The following is a 19,473-nucleotide window of genomic DNA, read 5'->3' as shown; positions in this document are numbered from 1 at the left end:
TTTAATGAAGATATTGAATCTGATTATTTTTCTCATTAAGAATGAAAGGCGCTTTTTTAAAAGCGGATGAGGAGGACAAACCATGAATGCTGAAGCAAAAATACTAACATCCAGCCAAACAGGTAATCATGAGAGTGTTATTGAAAAAATAAAACCCCATGCCGAGTTAATTGCAGCCCTTTTTTGCGGGATTTTGATTGCGGCCGGATGGATTCTTGAAAAAAAAGGGATGGAAAACGCTTCGATAGCAGCATTTTTGCTTGCTTTTCTAATCGGCGGATTTGCTAAAGCAAAAGAAGGAATTGAAGAAACCATTGAAAATAAAGAGTTAAATGTGGAAATGTTAATGATTTTTGCCGCTATCGGTTCTTCGATAATTGGTTATTGGACAGAGGGTGCCATTTTGATTTTTATCTTTGCGGTAAGTGGTGCTCTCGAAACATATACTCTTAATAAAAGCCGGAAAGAAATTTCCTCCTTAATGCAGCTTCAACCTGAAGAAGCGTTAAGAATCAATAACGGGATGGAAGAAAAAGTCCATGTCTCACAGTTAAAAATCGGCGATATCATCCTCGTCAAACCCGGTGAAAGAGTTCCTTCAGACGGACGAATTTCAAAAGGACAGACAACCATTGATGAAGCTGCGATTACCGGAGAATCCATTCCGGTTTCAAAATCAGAAGGCGACAATGTTTTTGCCGGAACTGTCAATTTAAACGGCTCAATTACAATTGAAATCACAAAACCGAACAGCGAAACTCTGTTTCAAAAAATCATTCAGCTTGTTCAGAATGCCCAGAGTGAAAAATCCCCTTCACAGCTTTTCATAGAAAAGTTTGAAGGAACATATGTAAAAATCGTGTTAGCTGTCGTTTTCTTAATGATGTTTTTACCCCATTATGTGTTAGGCTGGAACTGGAATGAAACATTTTATCGCGCCATGATCCTTCTTGTCGTGGCCTCACCTTGTGCACTTGTTGCTTCAATCATGCCTGCAACATTATCCGCAATTTCAAATGGTGCCAGGCACGGAATTTTGTTTAAAGGCGGAATCCATCTTGAAAACTTAAGCCATTTAAAAGCAATAGCGTTTGATAAAACCGGAACCTTAACAAAAGGAAAACCAGAATTAACAAACATGATAACGAAAGATGGCATAAGCAGAAATGATATTTTATTAGCAGCCGGGGCGATTGAAAAGCATTCCAACCACCCCCTCGCCCATGCAATTGTAAACTATGTCAAAAACCAGCTTAACGAGAAATTTCCAGAACCTGAAAAAATTGAAGACGTTCCAGGCTGGGGAATCAAAGCGTTTATGAACGGCATGGAATGGAAAATCGGGAAAGCAGAATTTGTCGGGAAAGATTTTGCAGATGAGTTTGCTGATAGAGCTGCCAGTGCTCTTGCTGATGAAGGAAAAACAATTGTATTTGTTCAAAGAGGAAAGGAAATTGTTGCCATATTTGCTTTTAAAGACGTAGTCAGAGAGGAAACAAAATCAGCCATTGACAGCTTAAAAGCAAAAGGTATTTATACAATAATGCTGACAGGAGACAGTAAAAAAACAGCAAATGTAATTGCTAAAGAAAGTCATGTTAATGACTTTATCGCAGAATGTTTGCCGGAAAAAAAAGTAGAAGAGCTCAAAAAATTAAAGAAACAGTTTGGCAATGTTGCCATGGTGGGAGATGGTATCAATGATGCTCCCGCACTTGCAACAGCTAACGTCGGAATTGCAATGGGGGAAGGAACCGATGTAGCGCTTGAAACAGCTGATATTGTTTTAATGAAAAATGATCTCCCGAAAATCGCTGAGGCAATAAACCTTTCCCAAAGGATGAACCGTATTGTGAAACAAAATATTGTATTCTCAATTAGTGTTATCATGCTTTTAATTGCGTCTAACTTTTTGCAGCTTGTGGATCTTCCTTTCGGTGTAATCGGCCATGAAGGAAGCACGATTTTAGTCATTTTAAACAGCTTAAGACTATTAAAATAGAATGAAACTTCCATCAGCCTGCTAATAATACGAGATAAAAGGAGGCTGTCTCTAAAGGGTCTGACCCCATGTGTATTTTCAATATATAGCACTTTTATCCAAAATTATGTCCTATATATTGTGTTATGGGGTCTGACCCTCAGGTTTTTGAGACGGCCTCCTTTTTTATATTAATGATAACCGTTTTGTCCGTTAGCAGATCCAGATGTTTTTTGCTTCGGTCGGCTTTTCCCTTTTTGTTTTGTTCCGCCGTCTTTCTTTGATTGCTTTGCCATTTGAAAGCCTCCTTTTATTGCTTTGATACCCCCGTTTACTATTGTGGGCAATTCTCCGCATTTCAATAAGGAAAGTTAAGCCAATAACCGCTTGTTAACAGCCTTCTTTTTGCCTGCTGAATATGGCATTAATCTCTCCGCCAATGATGATTATAAAGCCTGTTAAATAAAACCATACCATTAAGACTATGACCGCTCCAATACTTCCATAGGCGGCTGAATAATTCCCAAAATTTCCTACATAAAAAGAAAAAGCAAGTGATGTCAAAATCCATCCTACAGTCGCAAACAAGGCACCCGGAACCGCACTAATACATGTTAATTTTTTGTTAGGGGCAATCCAGTAAAGTACAGTAAAGATTACAAAAAGGATGATCGAGCTGACGAACCACCGAATCGCATTCCAGGTTACAAGAAACTCACTTGATAAACCAAATTCAGAAAATAAGAACAAACCGATTTGTCTGCCAAACACTGGCAAAAGCAATGCAACAATAAAAACGATGATCATTCCAACTGTCAATAAAATGGCCATTCCTCTCGCAACAAAAAATGGCCGGCTTTCCTTCACTTCATATGCTTGATTAAATGCTCTAACGATAATATTCAGTCCATTGGATGCGGACCAGAAAGCGGCAATAATTCCAAAAGAAAGAAGTTTTTCATTCTTACTCATGATTTGATTTATATTTGATTCAATAAACGCCATCGTTTGTCGGGGAGCAAAATCTTCTATTAACCTTAGCAAATCGTCCTCTGTGATCGGCAAATACGGCAAAAGGGTTACAAGGAAAATCAAGAGCGGAAATAAAGAGAGCAAGAAAAAATATGCCAGCTGTGCTGCCAGCCCTGGAACATCATTACACTGAATTCTCATCCATAATTGTTTAATAAATGCCGCATTTATTTGTCCCATTCCGCACCTCAATTTACTCTCCGCTTTTAATGGATTGGCAACTAATCGTTATGATTGGCCATTTTTATTGAAAGTTTCTTTCGTATCTTTTACCATTCCGGCTACTTGCGGAGTTACTTCTCTAAGTTCTGCAACTTTTTCAGTTATGTAAGAAACGTCCTCGCTTACTTCCTCTACAGTAGCGCGGACCTTATTTGAAACTTGTCTTAATTGATCAACAACTTCATCAGGGTGTTTGACAATATAGGAGATATTTTTAGCTGTTTTTTTGCAATCATTCATTACCGCATGGCGCGTTTCTCTATTTAGGAGGCTTAAAGCTCCCCCGGCAATAGCACCGAATAAAACGCTTTTCCAAAAAAATTTTGAATTTCCCATAAATTGTTCTCCTTCCTACATTCCTGCTTTGTATTTATTTCCCACCTAAGAGGGATTCAAAACAGTTCTCTCTACATTTTCTTTCATATTCACACTTCCATGCAAGAGGTTAAGTTTTCATCATTCAATCTGCAGCCAAAACGCAATTGACAATTTACACAATACATGAAAAGATGAGAGAAAAAACGGAGAGGATGAACAAAGTGGACCTGTCACAAAAATCAGTTGAAAACGTCGAATATATGATTGAAAAAATAAAGGAAAAATTGAAAGTATTAAATTTTGGGGCGATTAAACCATCTCATTTTGATGAAGAAATGTACGAGGAATTAAAAGAAATTTACGAAATGGTCATGAAAAAAAAGACTTTTAGCCCGAGTGAAATGCAGGCTCTTGCTGAGGAATTAGGGAATTTGCGAAAAAAATAAAAAAGCTGCGATATCCGCTGCCTTCATTTGACAGCGGATTTTCCAATATAAAAAACTTGTATTTTTTCACCTACAGTTTAAGAAAGCGAGTCTTGGTCAGTTAAAATTATTGGCCCATCTTTTGTAATGGCTATCGTGTGTTCATATTGTGCAGAGTTTTTCCCGTCTATTGTACGTGCTGTCCAACCATTGTCATCCATTTGTGTATGGTAGGTTCCTTCATTCACCATCGGTTCAATCGTGAAAACCATTCCCTCCTTTATGCGCGGTCCTTTTCCCGGCAATCCAAAATGAGGAACATCAGGTTTTTCATGAATGACTGAACCAATCCCATGGCCAATAAAATCACGGACAACAGAAAAGCCTTCACTTTCTACATATGTTTGAATAGCATGGCCGATGTCACCAATCCGATTTCCAATTTTCGCTTGTTCTATTCCTTTATATAGGGCTTCTTTCGTAACTTCCAAAAGCTTTTCTGTTTTCGTTGAAACGTTCCCCACAGCATACGTCCATGCTGAATCAGCTAGTGCTCCATTATAGTTTACAACCATGTCAACAGTGACAATATCCCCTTCTTTTAAAGGATCTTTTCTGGGAAATCCATGGCAAACTTCATCGTTAATGCTTGCGCATGTTGCATATTGGTATCCCTTATATCCTTTTTGTTCCGGTACGGCACCATGTTCTTTTAAAAATTGATCAACAAAATTTTCAATTTCCCATGTAGTTATACCAGGTTTTATTATTTTTGCTAATTCCTTATGACAAGCGGCGAGAATTTCTCCCGACTTTTTCATCATTTCGATTTCCCGCGGTGATTTTAAGACAATCATCCAGTATCCTGCCTTTCAGAGGTAATAATCATTTAAAAATAATATTTCTTCCATCTTCATTATATTACCGTTGAAAAAAACGTTTATCAAAAAATTTCGTCCAAACGTTACAGTAAAAATAATTTAACATTGTTTTCCGATTACCCTTTTAATCAAGCAAATTCAATGCTTTTCTAATACTTGATTTTCATTCCATCACCATAAACACAAATTAAATTCATTTTGGTTCTTATTTTAGCTGTTTTTTTACATTTTTGAAAATGGACCCTTAGTTTTAGGGAATTAACAAAAAATATCAGTAATAACAATGATTGTTATTAAAGGATTCATGAGAAAACTATTAATGTTCTTCCAATAGCGAAATTTCCCGGGAAATGGCGGATGAGGCAATAAATATTTCGATTAAAATGACAAGAATCTCCTTTAGAGACAACAAAAATCTACCGCGGATAATTCGATCTCTATTCCTCATGCTCCGACAATTTGTGCAAAGCAGCTGACTTTCTTAAAAAATTTAACCTCCCAACATGTTATTTCTACTTTTAAAAAAAGGTTAAGCATTAAAACTTAACCTCCTGTTCGCGGCAATATTAAAATTTCCACACGCCTGTTTTTCGCCCTTCCCTCTTTTGTTGCATTCGAAGCCACCGGCTTATATTCTCCATAGCCTTTTGCACTGAACCAGCGAGGATCGAGTTTATCATTTTCTAGAATGATCTTCATAAAATTAACAGCACGCATAACACTCAATTCCCAGTTAGATTCAAATTTAGCTGTATGAATTGGTACATTGTCAGTATGACCACTGATAATGATATTCCTTGGCGGGTCAATTACAAGAAGGTCGGAGATTTCTTTTGCTATTTTCACATCTTCCTTTCTAACTTCTGCACTTCCAGAATCAAATAATACGTTGTCACGAATGGTTACTAGCAGTCCTTCATCGGTTAATGAAGTATTGAGTTTGTCCGTTAGATGTGTTTCCTTAATATAAGCAGTTATTTTATTTTGAATTTTCTGCAGTTCTTGTTTATCTACATTTTGTGCACTTTGATTCTCAGCTTTTTCCTTGTCTTTTTTTCGTTCATCTGGTGATTCCATTTGCCCTTCAGGCATAGGACTCTGAAACTCGGTAACTCCCGTACCTCCGGTAAAAATATCATTGAATGCCTTGGAAAATATCCGAAATTTTTGGGCATCAACAGAGCTCATTGAAAACAAAACAATAAACAAAGCCAATAATAATGTGAGGAGATCGGAATAAGGAATAAGCCAGGTTTCATCAATGTGATCTTCTTGATCATACTTCTTTTTACGCTTACTCATCCTTTGTCACGCTGCTTTCCTCAAGAAATGCCTTCCGTTCTCCAGCTGGAAGGTAAGATGCAAGTTTTTGCTCAATAACTCTTGGCGCCTCTCCTTCAAGAATGGATAAGATACCTTCAATCATCATGTATTTTATTCTTGCTTCTTGCTTTGATTTTCGTCTCAGCTTATTGGCAAAAGGATGCCATAAAACATATCCTGTAAAAATTCCCAAAAGAGTAGCGACGAAAGCAGCGCTAATTGCATGGCCCAATTCATCCGTTTTATCCATATTGCTTAAAGCTGCGATTAGCCCGACAACTGCCCCTAATACTCCAAGTGTAGGAGCGTACGTTCCCGCCTGTGTAAAAATAGCTGCGCCGGTAAGGTGCCTTTCTTCCATTGCCTCAATTTCTTCCGTGAGCACATCCCGGATATAGTCTGCACTTTGTCCGTCCACTGCAAGTGAGAGGCCATTCTTTAAAAATGGATCTTCGATTTCATTTGTCTTTACCTCCAAAGCCAGCAACCCTTCTTTCCGGGCAATCTGGGCCCAGTCAGAGAACATCATAATGAGTTCGGATGGCTTCATATGCTGCTGTTCTTTAAAAAGAATGCCAAACAGTTTCGGCACTCTTTTTATCTCACTGCTTGGAAAAGCGATTGTTACAGCCCCCGCCGTTCCGCCAATAATAATTAAAATTGCTGCAGGATTAATAAGTGCATTAGGGCTTACACCTTTTAAAACAATCCCAATTCCAACAGCAACGACTCCTAATATCAATCCAATTAATGTAGTTTTATCCATGTAGCTCACCTGTCTTATCTCATACTTTATGAATCTATCGTATTTACCTTTTTAATTGATAGCAATCAACAAGCTTTTTACTAATTGTGCCTGTAAAATATGCTTCTCTATTAATTTCGACAATTTTTTTCGTTTATTTAGATTGTGCATATATAAAAATCAAAAAAACATCCGGTTGTTCGGATGTTTTTTGATTAGCTGAATTTGCTATTAATTTTACTGCCGTAATTTTTAAAGACGCTTGAATTTGTTTTTACTCTCCGTTTTGACATTAAGCTGTTGAAACGAAGGATTTTTTCATTTAGTTTCTTTTGAAGCCTTTCTTTTTCCACAAGGTCATCACAGCTTTTCATCAAGTCTTCGATTGTCATCATTTCTTGTTTTAACTGGTTTTCCTCAGGAGAATAGCCTGCATTTTTCAAGAGCCGATAAGCCATGCGCAACTCTTCAGGCACTGACGATAAATCATCAAGCTTAAGAGGTTTTCCGTATCCGGGCAAGTTATCAAATTCGCCATTCTCATAAGCCTTACGGATCTTTTCTTCTGACAAAATAACTGAAAAATCTATTTTAATCCCCTCCTAGTGTAAACGTCATTTTATCCCTTTCATTATATATTTTTTTTGAACGAACAAAAAATAGGCGTCTTTCTAAGAAGTGTTAAATATTTCTTGAACTTCTGGGAATGATACATCTGAAAGGAGTGAACAAAATGGCAAGAGGGAAAGAATTAAATCATAAGAAAAAAGGTCATCCTGGCAATTTTCCCGAAAACAGCATTTCGGAAAAACACACGAAAGAACGAATCGAAGACGAAGAACTAATCGTTACCCAGGAAGCATTTAAAAATCGAGTTGAAAGTGACTAATTATAAATAAAGGCTGACCCATAAGTCCCTGGCTCCCTTTTGCAGTTACAAATACTGCAGAAACATTGATTTTAAATCATATTTATTTACTAAGGATGCCTGATTCTTAATTTTGGGTCAGTCTCTTGTTCTTACACCGCAAGCTCACTAAGCCATTTGGCAGCACGTTCAATGTCTTTTGAAAAGATCCGGTCTTTATCAATGGCAGGTACAATTTGTCTTCCTTGAAAATAAAACTCCTTCGTAAACTCTGCCATTTTATCAATTCCTCTGTGCTTTACTGCTTCCATCGCACAAATTAATTCGATGGCAAGCACTCTTCTTACGTTTTGTACAATTTGGTACGCATGTCTGGCAGCGATTGTTCCCATACTGACATGATCTTCTTGGTTGGCAGAAGATGGGATAGAATCTACACTAGCCGGATGGGCGAGTGTTTTATTTTCAGACACGAGAGAAGCTGCACAATATTGCATAATCATTGCCCCGGATTGAAGACCGGGCTCAGGACTAAGGAACGGCGGCAAATCATTTAACTGCGGATTAACCAGCCTTTCAATTCGCCGTTCTGATATATTGGCAAACTCTGCGACAGCAATTTTCATAAAATCCATCGCAAATGCAATCGGCTGTCCATGAAAATTCCCCCCGGAAATAACTTTATCACCGTCTTCAAATATTAGCGGGTTATCGGTTGCCGCGTTCATTTCAGTCTCAAGCTTTTCTTTTACATAATCAAGAGCTTGCCATGATGCCCCGTGAACCTGGGGAATACATCGAATAGAGTAAGCATCCTGGACACGAAGTTCACCTTGTTTTGTAGTCAACTTGCTTCCTTTTAAATATTTCCTTATTCTCCTAGCGGTTTCAATTTGCTGTTGATAGCCGCGCACAAGATGAACTTTTTCCTCAAAGGCGTCAATTATGCCATTTAAGCCTTCAATTGTCATCGAAGCAATGATTTCACTTAAACGGGCAAGCTGCTCAGCCTCTAAATAAGCAATAACTCCCATAGCTGTCATCGCCTGCGTGCCATTGATCAATGCCAGCCCTTCTTTCGCTTCTAGGGTCAGTGGTTCTAATCCTTCATTTGCCATTGCTTCGCTTGCCTCCACTCTTTTTCCCTTATAAAACACTTCTCCCTCCCCAATGACTGCAAGACCAAGATGCGCCAGCGGAGCCAAATCACCGCTCGCCCCTAGAGATCCTTGCTGTGGAATAACCGGATGTATTTCTTTATTAACCAGTTCTATTAAACGGTTCACAACCACCGGCCTTATTCCCGAGTAGCCTTTTAACAGAGCATTTGCGCGCAGAAGCAGCATTGCTCTTGAAACATTTTCATGAAACGGCTCTCCTACTCCGCAGGCATGGGATCTAATTAAGTTTAACTGCAGTTCTTTTACATCGGATTCATTGATCAACACATCGCTGAACTTTCCAAATCCAGTGTTTATTCCATAGACAGTTCTTCCTTGTTGAACAATTTTGTTTACTGCAAGATGACTTTTCTCTGTCTTTGCTAAACTTTCAGTGGAAGCATAAGCCTTTTCCCGTTGAAAAATAATTCTTTTTATATCGTTTAAAGTCAAATCATTCCCTGTTAAAATAACCATTAGATTCACCCTCTACCACTTTATCAGCATAAAGAAAGAGGCTGTTCTTAAAGAACAGCCTCTTTCTGCTTTAAATTTATTTATATAAAAGTTATTTTTACGATGTCTCATAACAATCATCCATCCTAGATTGAAATATTCCCACTGTCGATTTTATTTTCATTTAGATTGTCCTGTCAATATTTTTCTGAATTTTTTGTGTATTTAAACAGAAACACTGCAGTAAGAGATACTTCAATAAATATATGCAATGAATGAAACTAAGATGTTGTGTAAAACGTAAGAAATGGCATAAAGATAAAGGAGGATAAAAAAATGATTCTTACAAAATTGAAAAAGAGCATTATGACTACAAACCAACGCCAACATCCATGTCCGCAAAAACAGTTAGTCACTCATATTTTACTTTCATTCTATCGATTTGCAAGAACAGCTAAAAGTGGAGATCAAATGATGTTCAGAGAAAAAATCGAGGAGACAGAAACGGATCTTCGCAAGTTAGCAGAAAATTATACAGAAAAGACAAGAAGTTTGCTAGAGTCCGTGCAATAAACCATTTGCAAAAAATTAAATGTGGATTTTTTTTATTTCACAGCAGTTGATCTTTCTCTATAAAAAAGGCCCATAGGCCCATGGAAACACTGTTTAAATTATTTGCTTAATTAGAATCTGCGTCTTCTTCTTCTCTCTATTTCGAATATTTCAAAGGGGAAAAACCGTCTTCTTCTAAAGGGGAAAAACCGTCTTCTTCTAAAGTCGTCACGAAAAAACAAGTCTCTTCGATCGAATCCGAAAAATGGCATTTAATTCATCCTCCTTTCATTTCTGAAGTCTATATGACAAAAGGACAGATTAACCCAACCTGCCCTGTACAATTTAATAGATACCCATACAAGAACATCCTACAATGATAAGTAAGACGAATAAGACAACAACTAAGGCAAAAGCAGTCATAATAACACCTCCAATTTGAATTAATGATAATTTTTTAAACTGTGGTATATTGTAAGAAAACTTTTAGGCATCGCCTTCATAACCACTCCAAATAACTGAACCCACAATGATCAATAGAATAAACAATACGACGATTAACGCAAAATTACTGCCGATACCACCGTAACCAGCACCGTCGTAACCATAACCACCGTAGCCAGCACCGCAAGATCCCCAACACATAACATTTCACCTCCTTTTGTGATGATTAAGGAAGGCTTTATCAGCAACCTCACTATAAAATATGTTTCAAGAAAGAATTCGATTAGACAAAGGTCACAAGAATAAAAGAATCCACATTTGCCTGAAATAATCCCATTAAATCACTTTTCTAACTAGAATTTTTTTGAAATAATTAGCCAAACAATTATAAATAGAAGAGGCTGTCTCATAAGGGTCTGACCCCATGTTCGTTTATCAATATATAGCACATTTATGCAACATTATGTCCTATATATTGTGTTATGGGGTCTGACCCTCTGGCTTTTGAGACAGCCTCTTCTACCAATGAAGAGGTGAGACTGCTGCATGGGCGGCGGATACATGCAGCTGAGTTTTATAGAGAGTCTTCTATCCCTCATATTATTAAGATATGAAAAAAGAATAAAAAGGTATGGACAGGTGTTGATTTAACTATGATATTTTAAGAAAATGGACGAACCAGGTGTAATAAGACAGATCATTTTCTTATTATTGTCGATCGTAAAGAAATGGAAGAAAATGATAATACGAAACAAAACCACCCTTTCAGGTGATTAAGGAAATTGGACATTTTTATAGTGGAAGGCAATAAACGTATGCAGTCTGGATCCTTCACAGTCAAGAAAGTAGAGAACATTCCTAGTATTGCCCATAAATGATTCCGGCAGATCAAGAGGGAAATGAGGTATCGAGATACTCATACCGTTAAGATGGTTTACAACGGGGATCAGGATATAACGGAGAAGGTCCGAGCACTAGATGAGGCCCCTATCCCGGACATAGATTTTTGGTGATACGTTGCTATGTATAAACAATTTTTTGGCAAAACCCTTTCCGTATGGAAGGGTTATTTTTTTGTATAAAATTTAAAAAATTTTCAAAAAAGGGTTTACATAATTCATGAAACACTCGGAACGACTATCAAGAAAGTACAGAAACATTCGCAAAGTGATGTTTGCCATATCTTGAATTACCAATCGCAAAAGGAAATACCGAAAATCCTTGAATTTTTAGGACTAACATATTTGAAGTCCCACTCGAGTGAGAAGGGCTTTCCTATTTTGGGTATCGCCATCAAGCTAACGGAACAGACTACACCCAAAACAATAAAATGAGCTTCATTACTATAAAAGATACAAAATTTTCGTTCTGGGGAGCATCATGAAATTTTAACTTGATGGCTATGTGGCGGTACACATTCTTATAAAAATTTTTATAAAAGGGCTTGGGATAGATGTCTAATCTTTAGAGGTTATCCTACATAAGATAAAAGCAGTACTTATGGTGATATACCATTGGAAAAAGCTCTGCTTATCATTTGTAGAGCATTTAAATCATGAATAATTAACACCAACCTCAGTATCCGTAACCTCCATATCCATATGGGAATCCATATCCATATCCTCCGTATCCATATGGCGAAAGTAATGTACCAGCTAATAAACCACCTGCTAATCCACCAAAGAAAGGTCCACCGAATCCAAATCCACCAAACGGTCCGCCAAAACCAAATGGTCCGCCAAAACCAAATGGTCCGCCAAAACCAAATGGTCTGCCAAAACCAAATGGTCCGCCAAAACCAAATGGTCTACCAAAACCAAATGGTCTACCAAAACCAAATGGTCTACCAAAACCAAATGGTCTGCCAAAACCAAATGGTCTGCCAAAACCAAATGGTCTGCCAAAAATTCTTTCATCTGGATTGCCTACTTGATTTTCCTGAGAGTATTCATTGGGTAAAAAATGCATTTCTGAATTCATTAAGAAACCTCCATTTTCATTTTCTTCTCCAATAAAGAATATGCATTTACCCATCTACTTTCTTGGGTGAATATCTTTGGTTGATAAAAAAAGAAGTGAAAGTAATATATGGTGTACGGAATGGATCCGGCAGATCAAGAGGGAGACAGGATACAGACCCAACTCGTATTGAGAAGGTTTTTCTGAACAGTGAGAAGGATATTTCGGAAGAAGTTCGGGAGATTGAAGAAGCACCTATACCGGACATAGATATTTGGTGATACGTTGCTGAATATAAATAAAATATGATATATATTAGGGACCCCCTCTTTATATTTTTTGGCCAGCCCTTTCAGTATTGGAAGGGTTATTTTTTTCGGGAAAAATTTAAAAAATAAAAGTGGTTTAGTCCCTCCCGAATCAGAGGGGCTTATTTTATTTAGCTCTCTTAAACATTAATGTTGATATTTTCTAAAAAGAAAGAACTAATTTTTTGTTCTTTTTGTATGTCTTATTTAACTAGCGTACCCCTGTTTGTTCAAGAACTTCTTTTGTTATTCTTTAAACTCCAGTAAATTACAAGAACTGATGTGATAATAAGCGGAATAACAATAAGAAATGTGAATGTCCAAGCTGTATTCCAAAGAAATCACGAAATCACTACAGCCCTGCATATCACCGCAGTTTTCCTAAGATTTTAAACATTGGCCCCATCTCCCTAGTATTGTTTATTCCTTACTCAAAATGAAATTCCTTCCAAATTAAAAATAAAAATCTTCAGCCTAACGGTAGGGGTTCTAACTTGTCTACAAATTTGACAAGCTAAGCTCCGATTTAACTAAATTTGATCTTTTTTAGTAATGCAATTAAACAGTATATATTAGTTAAATGTGGAATTTTCCTATCAGTTGAGGAGTTTGGCCAGTCCAACCATTTCTTAAGAACATAGCTTATAATTAGGAATCGCATATTTAGCCATTCCCTAATACTCAATAGAAGGGAGGTAACCAAGTATGTGCTTTGGTTCTTGCGGTTATGGTTATACAGCTCCTGCAGCTCCTAGCTATGGCGTCAATTTTGCATTAATTGTTGTCTTATTCATTCTACTAATTATCGTATTAATGGCAATATCGTAAGCTGTGCATGACCAGGGGGTATAAGTGATTATGTTAACTAATACAATCGACATTATAAGTTAGTAACAAAACCGTTTTTCTTATAAAAAATTGATTATTCACTATGAATGGGAGGTGTTTATATATGAGCCCTTTTACCTTAATTATTGTCTTATTCGTCTTACTTATCATTGTAGGATGTTCTTGTACAGGCATCTATTAAGTTCCTGCAAGGTAAAAATTTGAATCCCCTTTCCTCGATTCGCAAACTGAATAAATAATTAATAAATATCATCTTTAAAGAGCCTATATGTTCTCTTATAGCTTATTAATTTTGTCGACAAGTTAAAACCCTGCCAAACGGGAGGGAATAATTACAGGATGACAGCTGGAGACATGAAGGAACTTGAGGAATGGATCAAACATCAATATTAATAAAGCATAGTTTAGTAATACAACAAATAAATTTTCAGGAGGAAAAAACAGATGGAATTCAACTACGAATTAGAAGAAAGTACTGAGCTTGAATATGACTATGAAGAGGGAGAATCAGCTAAATCAAGCAACAAGGATGAAGAATCAGTAACTGCAGAAGAAAACGAGTCTCAGGAATCAAGTGAGTCTTATGAGGAATCCGAAGATAACGAGTCAAGCGATGAATATGAATCTGATGAGGAATCCGAAGATAACGAGTCAAGCGATGAATATGAATCTGATGAGGAATCTGAAGATAACGAGTCAAGCGATGAATATGAATCCGATGAGGAATCTGAAGATAACGAGTCAAGCGATGAATATGAATCTAATGAGGAATCTGAAGATAACGAGTCAAGCGATGAATATGAATCTAATGAGGAATCTGAAGAAGAATAGTCAAGTGATAAAAGCGACACGAAAGAATCAAGCAATAATGAATCCGTGGAATCAAGAAGCGAATCCGAAGAATCAGACAATTAGTAACTGAATGACATCCTTAAACAAGGAATCATCATTCCAGAAAGTTGTTCATAATCTCGGAATTGGTTCATAAAAAAAGAAAGTGCAGCCCGCCAAATCATAATGGGCTGCCCTAATTCTCTTCCTTCATTCAGCTCTTACAAACGACAGTGTTACTTTAATTTCAGCTTTTGACCGACAAGAATCCGGTCAGGGTTTTTGATTCCGTTTAGTTGTTGAAGTTCTTGCACCGTTGTTTGATATTTGACCGCAATCTGGCTTAATGTATCGCCTGGTTTTACAATATATATTGTTCACCTTTTGTTGCCGTCGGCACTTTTACAGGCTTTTTATTCACGACTTTATCATATTTATGAAGATCATACTTTTCGATGATATTAATTAGCTTTGCCGCATAATTCGGATCAGTGCAATATCCGCACTCCTGGACCTTTTTACAAGCCATAACATAGTTGGTTTCACCAATAATTGGCTTGTATTTATTGCGATCCCAAGAAACGCCGTTTGTATAGAGTCTAGCAAGGTCTTCTAAGCTTTCGTAATAAGAAGGATATTTTCGGAAAGCTGCATTGATCAAATGCTTTTTCAACAAAAAGTGAAGCTTCCTCCGACAATTTTATTTCTTGATTAGTTAAACTCTCATTTAACAAAGGTTCATATCTCTTTTCATCCTTGAATAGTAATAAAGATTTTTCGTTTAATGTTTTATCAGAAATATATTTTCTTATGGAAAAAGCATAACTAACAGCATTCGATGCTTCAATTAAATATTTATAAAGCATTGGATAAATCTCATGCCTTTTACCTGAATATAATCCAAAGTCATGAAGTTTCCTTTGAAAATCCAATTTTTTCTCCTCTGACATTACGTTTAAATCTGTTTCGAAACGTTTTAACTTTTTATTAAAATAGTGGCTTATACCGCCTTTGATAATGCTATTAATTATTAGGGTTACTATTCCAGAAGTAAGAATCGATGTTATTATTACATTCCATTCCATAATTCCAATCTCCCCCCCAGAATATACTTCGATAAAAATACTGCAAATCCTATATTTAGTTAGTAAAAATAAAAATACACCTACACAGATACCTCTTCTTTGTACACTTCAATTCGCAATATAAACGCTAGCTTATAAAAAGCCCGTGCTTTCAACCGATAGTATTTGCTCTCACTTATTCCCATCTCATTATAGAGCTCGTAATCGTACATCTCTTCCTCGCTTAAATAACGCTTGATGATTAGCTCCCGTTCTCTCGGACTAAGCTGATCCACGCCACGTCTAATCCATTCCATGTATTCATCGCGCTCTCGTTCAAAATCCACTTTGTCAATCACAGCTGTTTCTATAGATGATTGAAAAGTGTTGGTGTGAGCAGGAGGAACAAGTGAGTATATCGATGTAACCTTTGGCAATTGTTCTTCTGAAACCGTAAGGAGATAAAACCGATATTTCTCCAGTGCAGCTTCTACTCGTTTTTTGTCTCATCACGATCGATTTCAGGTAACTGGAATGTCATTTGTTTCATCTTGCTACCTCCTTAAAAATAATTAAAAAAGGACACCAAACAAACGCTTAATGCGTTCATTCAGTGTCATCCAGAGGGCTGGTAGAACAATTAATAGTAATCCTGAATCTTATATTTTTTTTCTACTTCTTTTAAGTATTTGGCGTTATTATCATTGAATCTTCTAATAATATCATTAGCACCTTTAAGGTGCTTTACCAGTAGATTGAAATTGTTTTCATTTGGATTATCTATCGCTCGGTCAAATGCATGTGATATATACTTAAATTGATTTATTAAAGTAAAATATCTGGTTATAAATTCATACGGAATGTAATCTTTTTCATTTTCTAAGAAATCAAGAATATCCTTGTTCATTTTTTTAGGCTCTTGAAGTAGTTTTCTAAGATCATCTTCTTTTGCCAACTGAGACATTTTAATTTTTTCATTTGTTATTTTCTCAATTTCATAAAAAAGGATTAACTTAGCTGCTAATATTTTCATTGTTCCATATGAACGAAAAACCTGCTCCTTTTTTCTTGAATAGGTTTCATACCACAAGATGCCTATAGCTGTTAAACCAGTTAATAATGATCCGACTAAAGCTCCCAAAAAACCTGGGTCTAATAACAACTCACATAACCATTTCAAAACTCTTCCCTCTCATCAAACTTAACCCTTTTCACCTTGCCTTGATGAGTGATAATCTTTGTCTCGCCGAAAGACGGTAACTCCGTTAACTTTGCCCGACCATCACATACCACAATGGCAAAGCTTCCTTTTTGTTCCATTATATCAATTTCTAGTTTCATAGTACTAGGATTAATTTCGATGTCTTTTAACCTCATAGGATCGCCCCCCATATGGTATAATTTATTTGGGCATGCCGGGAGAGATCCTGGCTTTTTTATTTTTCTGAAACTCAACTTTCATTTTTCATTAACTTTTATTTCTTAAATACCCACTCCTTTTTAAACTCCATTTCATACAGTATAATAAAAAACGAAAAGGAGATTTACTGTGGAAATACCTGTTTCTGGATTCATGTATCATTCAGATGATTCAGATCCCATGCATTCCCATCACCTTTATATAACTTCATGGGATGGAAGACCTGTCTCTGTCCATGTCCACGAATTTAAAGGAGTCACCTCTTATGATGTAGGACATAAACACAGATATGCCGGAACTACTGAACCTGCTCGAAGTGGAGTCCAACATACCCACAGATACTTTACTTTTACTTCTTTTGATGATGGACATAAACATCAAATCCGTGGGGTTACTGGTCCTGCTATTCCCCTTCCTGGAGGCGGTCATTATCACGAATTTAGTGGTGTTACCACTATAGAGGGAACTACCCCTCATAGACATAGGTATAGTGGAAAAACAAGTTTATAATTTTGCTTTCATAACTCACCAAAAGAGGTGAGTTTTTATATTGATAAACATACTTATCATTTTGTTTCTTAACCTATATAATAATTTTTTTGATACATAACTTAAATTATGAATATTTTTTCTCCTGTATTTTTGGGTCATACACAGGTTTTTCCTAAAAACCTTACAAAATTGCTCCTTCCTATATTTAATAGGGGAGCATTTTTTGTCCTAAATATTTCTCTAAACCAAAATTACTATTGTGTTTCGTATAATCTTCGAAATGTGTAATTTACTTAATATACTTTTTTGTAATATTTACTTATCAACTTTTTAAAGCTATTATGTAAGGAGGTTTTTCTTTTGGACAATAACACCTTTATCACAATCATTACTGCTTTTCTTGGTGCTTTAGCAGTTGGGACAGCTGTGAATTTCAAAAAGAAGAAAAATAATTCCTAGAGAGGCTTTTTAAGCATCTCTTTTTTATTTTGATGCATATTATGTGTCCTAATGCACTTAATACCCTAATAGCCCGCATTTGATTTTAAAGCTCACCCGCTGATATTCTTAAATTTGGGCTTCCATCCCGAACCTAGGAGTGATGTTTTGGTATTAGTTAGAGGAAGCAAAGTAAAATTTGAATCAGAAATATATGTGATTTTTTGGATTTACAACAGTGGTTATTGCGAAATAAAGAAAGATCATGATAGTAAGTTAGTTACACTGTCTGATCTTACACCTCTAGATAATACAAACATTAAGTAGATTGCTCGGTTTTGGAGCCCTATTAAGCACTCATTTCTAATCGAATAGGTGCTTCTTTTTTGGCATCTTGTGTAATTTGCGAAACTCTCTGCTTATTTAGTTTCCTTATAACTAGCCTTCTTGGGATATAGACAAGCATGTCGCGGCATATTTTTTATTAAAGCCCAAAGAAGGAGGTCATTAAGTAATGACAACAATTGAATTTTCTGGATGGACATTATCAACAATCTTAGGGATTAGCTTTTTTATTTCTTTAGTAGCTCTATCAAGAAAACCAAGGAACATTCCTAAAAAGGAACGGAAAATGACGCAATCCTTTGATTAGAAAAAGATAGCCAACCAAATTTTGAGGAATTTTTTTAAGGAAAAACTTTACCCGAGCAAGGCAACCATCCCAAGTCTAAATTAGCTCCATGTTATTGCCTTGCTCGTCCCCTTTTTGGTTAGCTCTAAAAACCATTCTTTATCCTTTGTGTCTAAAGCCAGATCTATTAAAAAGTTCAATTGTGCTAGGCTATATTTAATCTTTATGGAGTTATCAACTTTTGTTTCGGTTTTAGGGAAATTGTTTTCTGTCTTAACTTCCCCTCTTTGATACATTCCTGTGTATTTTTCATGAGCATCTTCCATCCGTTTTACTTTTCCGTAAATGCAAGAGCAATATTCCCCCAAAAATAAACCTGAGCACCTGCAATATTTACACATTTTCACCCCTCCTAGTTTTTCTTTTTCATTTATCAGTTTCACCTGTCTCCAAGGAATGTTATACCCCTCCATCAGGAAAAATTGTTTCATTCTTCTCTTCAAAACCTCTGTAAGAAAAACTCCCGAATCTTCCATGCTGTCTTTTGCCCATGCCTAGGATTTCTTCGAGATCTTCAAGAATCTATTCGTACTGCGGCATTATTAATAACAACACAATTAAACATATAAGTACTTCTCCTATAATTTTAGGTATACAACTAGTACAACCATGCCTCATTTTTCATATACTGCTACTGTCTTAAGAAATCCAAAACGGAGGTATTAAAATGTATAGTACAAATAGAAATTTGCGTAGTGGATATTGTGGCTGTAGTATGCCTCACTATGGGGAATGTCCACCAAAAACGTTTCCTACTCACTATGATCCACCACAAGTTTCACCGAGTAAGAATTTTGTGAACACCAACATCTTTCCGCATGTAGTGCCGCACATCCATCCGTCTCATACTATAAACGTAAATAAACAAATATTTACTCACAAGCACTACTTCCCGCACACTGAATCTGTTGTAAATGAATGCTACGAGCAACATATAATGTGCGGAGTACCACATAATCCTTGTTGTCCATCAAGCCCATTCGGATTTTAACTTCTAACAGCCCTTTTAGGGGC

General features: G+C 36.5%; 26 protein-coding genes and 1 pseudogene. 11 read left to right on the top strand and 16 right to left on the bottom strand.

Features of this window, described 5'->3' with window-relative positions; genetic code table 11:
- Positions 1-82 precede the first annotated feature (82 nt).
- Positions 83-2,002, top strand: coding sequence for a heavy metal translocating P-type ATPase (locus tag BMMGA3_RS03200; protein WP_003347842.1), 1,920 nt, complete (start codon positions 83-85; stop codon positions 2,000-2,002).
- 369 nt (positions 2,003-2,371) lie between these two features.
- On the opposite strand, the gene BMMGA3_RS03195 is transcribed toward BMMGA3_RS03200, so the two are convergent.
- Together BMMGA3_RS03195 and BMMGA3_RS03190 are read right to left on the bottom strand one after the other, a co-directional pair.
- Positions 2,372-3,193 carry a YihY/virulence factor BrkB family protein gene (locus BMMGA3_RS03195; protein WP_003347846.1) on the bottom strand — a complete coding sequence of 274 codons (822 nt, stop codon included), beginning with the start codon at positions 3,191-3,193 and terminating at the stop codon, positions 2,372-2,374.
- 48 nt (positions 3,194-3,241) lie between these two features.
- Positions 3,242-3,571, bottom strand: coding sequence for a YtxH domain-containing protein (locus BMMGA3_RS03190; RefSeq protein ID WP_003347847.1), 330 nt, complete (start codon positions 3,569-3,571; stop codon positions 3,242-3,244).
- Positions 3,572-3,774: 203 nt separating this feature from the next.
- On the opposite strand from BMMGA3_RS03190, the gene BMMGA3_RS03185 reads away from it, so the two are divergent.
- On the top strand, positions 3,775-3,999 hold the full coding sequence (locus tag BMMGA3_RS03185; RefSeq protein ID WP_003347849.1) for a DUF1128 domain-containing protein: 225 nt from the start codon (positions 3,775-3,777) through the stop codon (positions 3,997-3,999).
- Positions 4,000-4,076: 77 nt separating this feature from the next.
- Here the strand turns inward: BMMGA3_RS03185 and map are convergent, their stop codons facing one another.
- From map to BMMGA3_RS03165, 4 genes are all read right to left on the bottom strand, one after another.
- Positions 4,077-4,835, bottom strand: a complete 759-nt coding sequence (map, locus tag BMMGA3_RS03180) for a type I methionyl aminopeptidase (RefSeq protein WP_003347851.1) — start codon at positions 4,833-4,835, stop codon at positions 4,077-4,079.
- Between the two features lie 567 nt (positions 4,836-5,402).
- Positions 5,403-6,161: a flagellar motor protein MotB gene (gene motB / locus BMMGA3_RS03175; RefSeq protein WP_003347855.1), complete on the bottom strand. Its 759-nt coding sequence runs from the start codon at positions 6,159-6,161 to the stop codon at positions 5,403-5,405.
- Positions 6,154-6,948 carry a flagellar motor stator protein MotA gene (gene motA / locus BMMGA3_RS03170; RefSeq protein ID WP_003347857.1) on the bottom strand — a complete coding sequence of 265 codons (795 nt, stop codon included), beginning with the start codon at positions 6,946-6,948 and terminating at the stop codon, positions 6,154-6,156. The genes motB and motA overlap by 8 nt, the downstream gene beginning before the upstream one ends.
- A 194-nt stretch (positions 6,949-7,142) precedes the next feature.
- Complete coding sequence (locus BMMGA3_RS03165) at positions 7,143-7,499, bottom strand: DnaJ family domain-containing protein (RefSeq protein ID WP_003347858.1); 357 nt, start codon at positions 7,497-7,499, stop codon at positions 7,143-7,145.
- A 161-nt stretch (positions 7,500-7,660) separates the two neighbouring features.
- On the opposite strand from BMMGA3_RS03165, the gene BMMGA3_RS17750 reads away from it, so the two are divergent.
- Positions 7,661-7,816 carry a hypothetical protein gene (locus tag BMMGA3_RS17750; protein WP_003347859.1) on the top strand — a complete coding sequence of 52 codons (156 nt, stop codon included), beginning with the start codon at positions 7,661-7,663 and terminating at the stop codon, positions 7,814-7,816.
- Positions 7,817-7,947: 131 nt separating this feature from the next.
- Here the strand turns inward: BMMGA3_RS17750 and hutH are convergent, their stop codons facing one another.
- Entirely contained in the window at positions 7,948-9,432 is a 1,485-nt protein-coding gene (hutH, locus tag BMMGA3_RS03160) for a histidine ammonia-lyase (protein WP_003347860.1), read from the bottom strand.
- Positions 9,433-9,755: 323 nt separating this feature from the next.
- Between hutH and BMMGA3_RS03155 the strand changes: the two are divergent.
- Positions 9,756-9,978: pseudogene (locus BMMGA3_RS03155) on the top strand (DinB family protein); the annotation flags it as partial.
- 330 nt (positions 9,979-10,308) lie between these two features.
- On the opposite strand, the gene BMMGA3_RS17025 reads toward BMMGA3_RS03155, so the two are convergent.
- From BMMGA3_RS17025 to BMMGA3_RS03150, 3 genes are all read right to left on the bottom strand, one after another.
- Positions 10,309-10,386, bottom strand: coding sequence for a YjcZ family sporulation protein (locus BMMGA3_RS17025; protein ID WP_081485698.1), 78 nt, complete (start codon positions 10,384-10,386; stop codon positions 10,309-10,311).
- Positions 10,387-10,449: 63 nt separating this feature from the next.
- Positions 10,450-10,608 (bottom strand): YjcZ family sporulation protein, encoded by a 159-nt coding sequence (locus BMMGA3_RS18065; RefSeq protein ID WP_003347862.1) that lies wholly within the window; start codon positions 10,606-10,608, stop codon positions 10,450-10,452.
- 1,374 nt (positions 10,609-11,982) lie between these two features.
- Positions 11,983-12,387, bottom strand: coding sequence for a hypothetical protein (locus tag BMMGA3_RS03150; protein ID WP_003347863.1), 405 nt, complete (start codon positions 12,385-12,387; stop codon positions 11,983-11,985).
- An 80-nt stretch (positions 12,388-12,467) separates the two neighbouring features.
- On the opposite strand from BMMGA3_RS03150, the gene BMMGA3_RS03145 reads away from it, so the two are divergent.
- From BMMGA3_RS03145 to BMMGA3_RS03140, 4 genes are all read left to right on the top strand, one after another.
- Positions 12,468-12,647, top strand: coding sequence for a hypothetical protein (locus BMMGA3_RS03145; RefSeq protein WP_003347864.1), 180 nt, complete (start codon positions 12,468-12,470; stop codon positions 12,645-12,647).
- 732 nt (positions 12,648-13,379) lie between these two features.
- Complete coding sequence (locus tag BMMGA3_RS17010) at positions 13,380-13,502, top strand: YjcZ family sporulation protein (protein ID WP_003347865.1); 123 nt, start codon at positions 13,380-13,382, stop codon at positions 13,500-13,502.
- Between the two features lie 124 nt (positions 13,503-13,626).
- A complete protein-coding gene (locus BMMGA3_RS17005) occupies positions 13,627-13,704 on the top strand; it encodes a YjcZ family sporulation protein (protein WP_412151014.1) in 78 nt (25 codons plus the stop codon).
- Positions 13,705-13,967: 263 nt separating this feature from the next.
- The gene (locus BMMGA3_RS03140; RefSeq protein WP_003347866.1) at positions 13,968-14,354 is read left to right on the top strand and encodes a hypothetical protein; all 387 of its coding nucleotides are present in this window, start codon (positions 13,968-13,970) and stop codon (positions 14,352-14,354) included.
- 361 nt (positions 14,355-14,715) lie between these two features.
- Here the strand turns inward: BMMGA3_RS03140 and BMMGA3_RS18710 are convergent, their stop codons facing one another.
- The 5 genes from BMMGA3_RS18710 to BMMGA3_RS03115 form a co-directional block, all read right to left on the bottom strand.
- Positions 14,716-15,015: a glucosaminidase domain-containing protein gene (locus tag BMMGA3_RS18710; protein WP_412151013.1), complete on the bottom strand. Its 300-nt coding sequence runs from the start codon at positions 15,013-15,015 to the stop codon at positions 14,716-14,718.
- The gene (locus BMMGA3_RS03130) at positions 14,954-15,439 is read right to left on the bottom strand and encodes a hypothetical protein (RefSeq protein WP_003347869.1); all 486 of its coding nucleotides are present in this window, start codon (positions 15,437-15,439) and stop codon (positions 14,954-14,956) included. The genes BMMGA3_RS18710 and BMMGA3_RS03130 overlap by 62 nt, the downstream gene beginning before the upstream one ends.
- An 80-nt stretch (positions 15,440-15,519) precedes the next feature.
- Complete coding sequence (locus tag BMMGA3_RS03125; protein WP_318533216.1) at positions 15,520-15,900, bottom strand: ArpU family phage packaging/lysis transcriptional regulator; 381 nt, start codon at positions 15,898-15,900, stop codon at positions 15,520-15,522.
- A 158-nt stretch (positions 15,901-16,058) separates the two neighbouring features.
- Positions 16,059-16,598 carry a hypothetical protein gene (locus BMMGA3_RS03120; protein ID WP_003347873.1) on the bottom strand — a complete coding sequence of 180 codons (540 nt, stop codon included), beginning with the start codon at positions 16,596-16,598 and terminating at the stop codon, positions 16,059-16,061.
- Positions 16,595-16,795, bottom strand: coding sequence for an XtrA/YqaO family protein (locus tag BMMGA3_RS03115; RefSeq protein ID WP_003347875.1), 201 nt, complete (start codon positions 16,793-16,795; stop codon positions 16,595-16,597). The genes BMMGA3_RS03120 and BMMGA3_RS03115 overlap by 4 nt, the downstream gene beginning before the upstream one ends.
- 172 nt (positions 16,796-16,967) lie before the next feature.
- Between BMMGA3_RS03115 and BMMGA3_RS03110 the strand changes: the two genes are divergently transcribed.
- Both BMMGA3_RS03110 and BMMGA3_RS17740 read left to right on the top strand, forming a co-directional pair.
- Positions 16,968-17,348 carry a YmaF family protein gene (locus BMMGA3_RS03110; protein ID WP_003347876.1) on the top strand — a complete coding sequence of 127 codons (381 nt, stop codon included), beginning with the start codon at positions 16,968-16,970 and terminating at the stop codon, positions 17,346-17,348.
- Between the two features lie 934 nt (positions 17,349-18,282).
- Positions 18,283-18,420: a hypothetical protein gene (locus BMMGA3_RS17740; RefSeq protein ID WP_003347881.1), complete on the top strand. Its 138-nt coding sequence runs from the start codon at positions 18,283-18,285 to the stop codon at positions 18,418-18,420.
- Positions 18,421-18,500: 80 nt separating this feature from the next.
- On the opposite strand, the gene BMMGA3_RS03105 is transcribed toward BMMGA3_RS17740, so the two are convergent.
- Entirely contained in the window at positions 18,501-18,890 is a 390-nt protein-coding gene (locus BMMGA3_RS03105; RefSeq protein ID WP_185762559.1) for an IDEAL domain-containing protein, read from the bottom strand.
- Between the two features lie 236 nt (positions 18,891-19,126).
- Between BMMGA3_RS03105 and BMMGA3_RS16990 the strand changes: the two genes are divergently transcribed.
- The gene (locus tag BMMGA3_RS16990; protein WP_412150751.1) at positions 19,127-19,450 is read left to right on the top strand and encodes a CotD family spore coat protein; all 324 of its coding nucleotides are present in this window, start codon (positions 19,127-19,129) and stop codon (positions 19,448-19,450) included.
- Positions 19,451-19,473 lie beyond the last annotated feature (23 nt).

This window comes from Bacillus methanolicus MGA3, assembly GCF_000724485.1.
Lineage (GTDB): Bacteria > Bacillota > Bacilli > Bacillales > Cytobacillaceae > Bacillus_Z > Bacillus_Z methanolicus_A.
The sequence above is the reverse complement of the archived record's forward strand: the minus strand, read 5'-3'. Positions and strand labels throughout refer to the sequence as shown.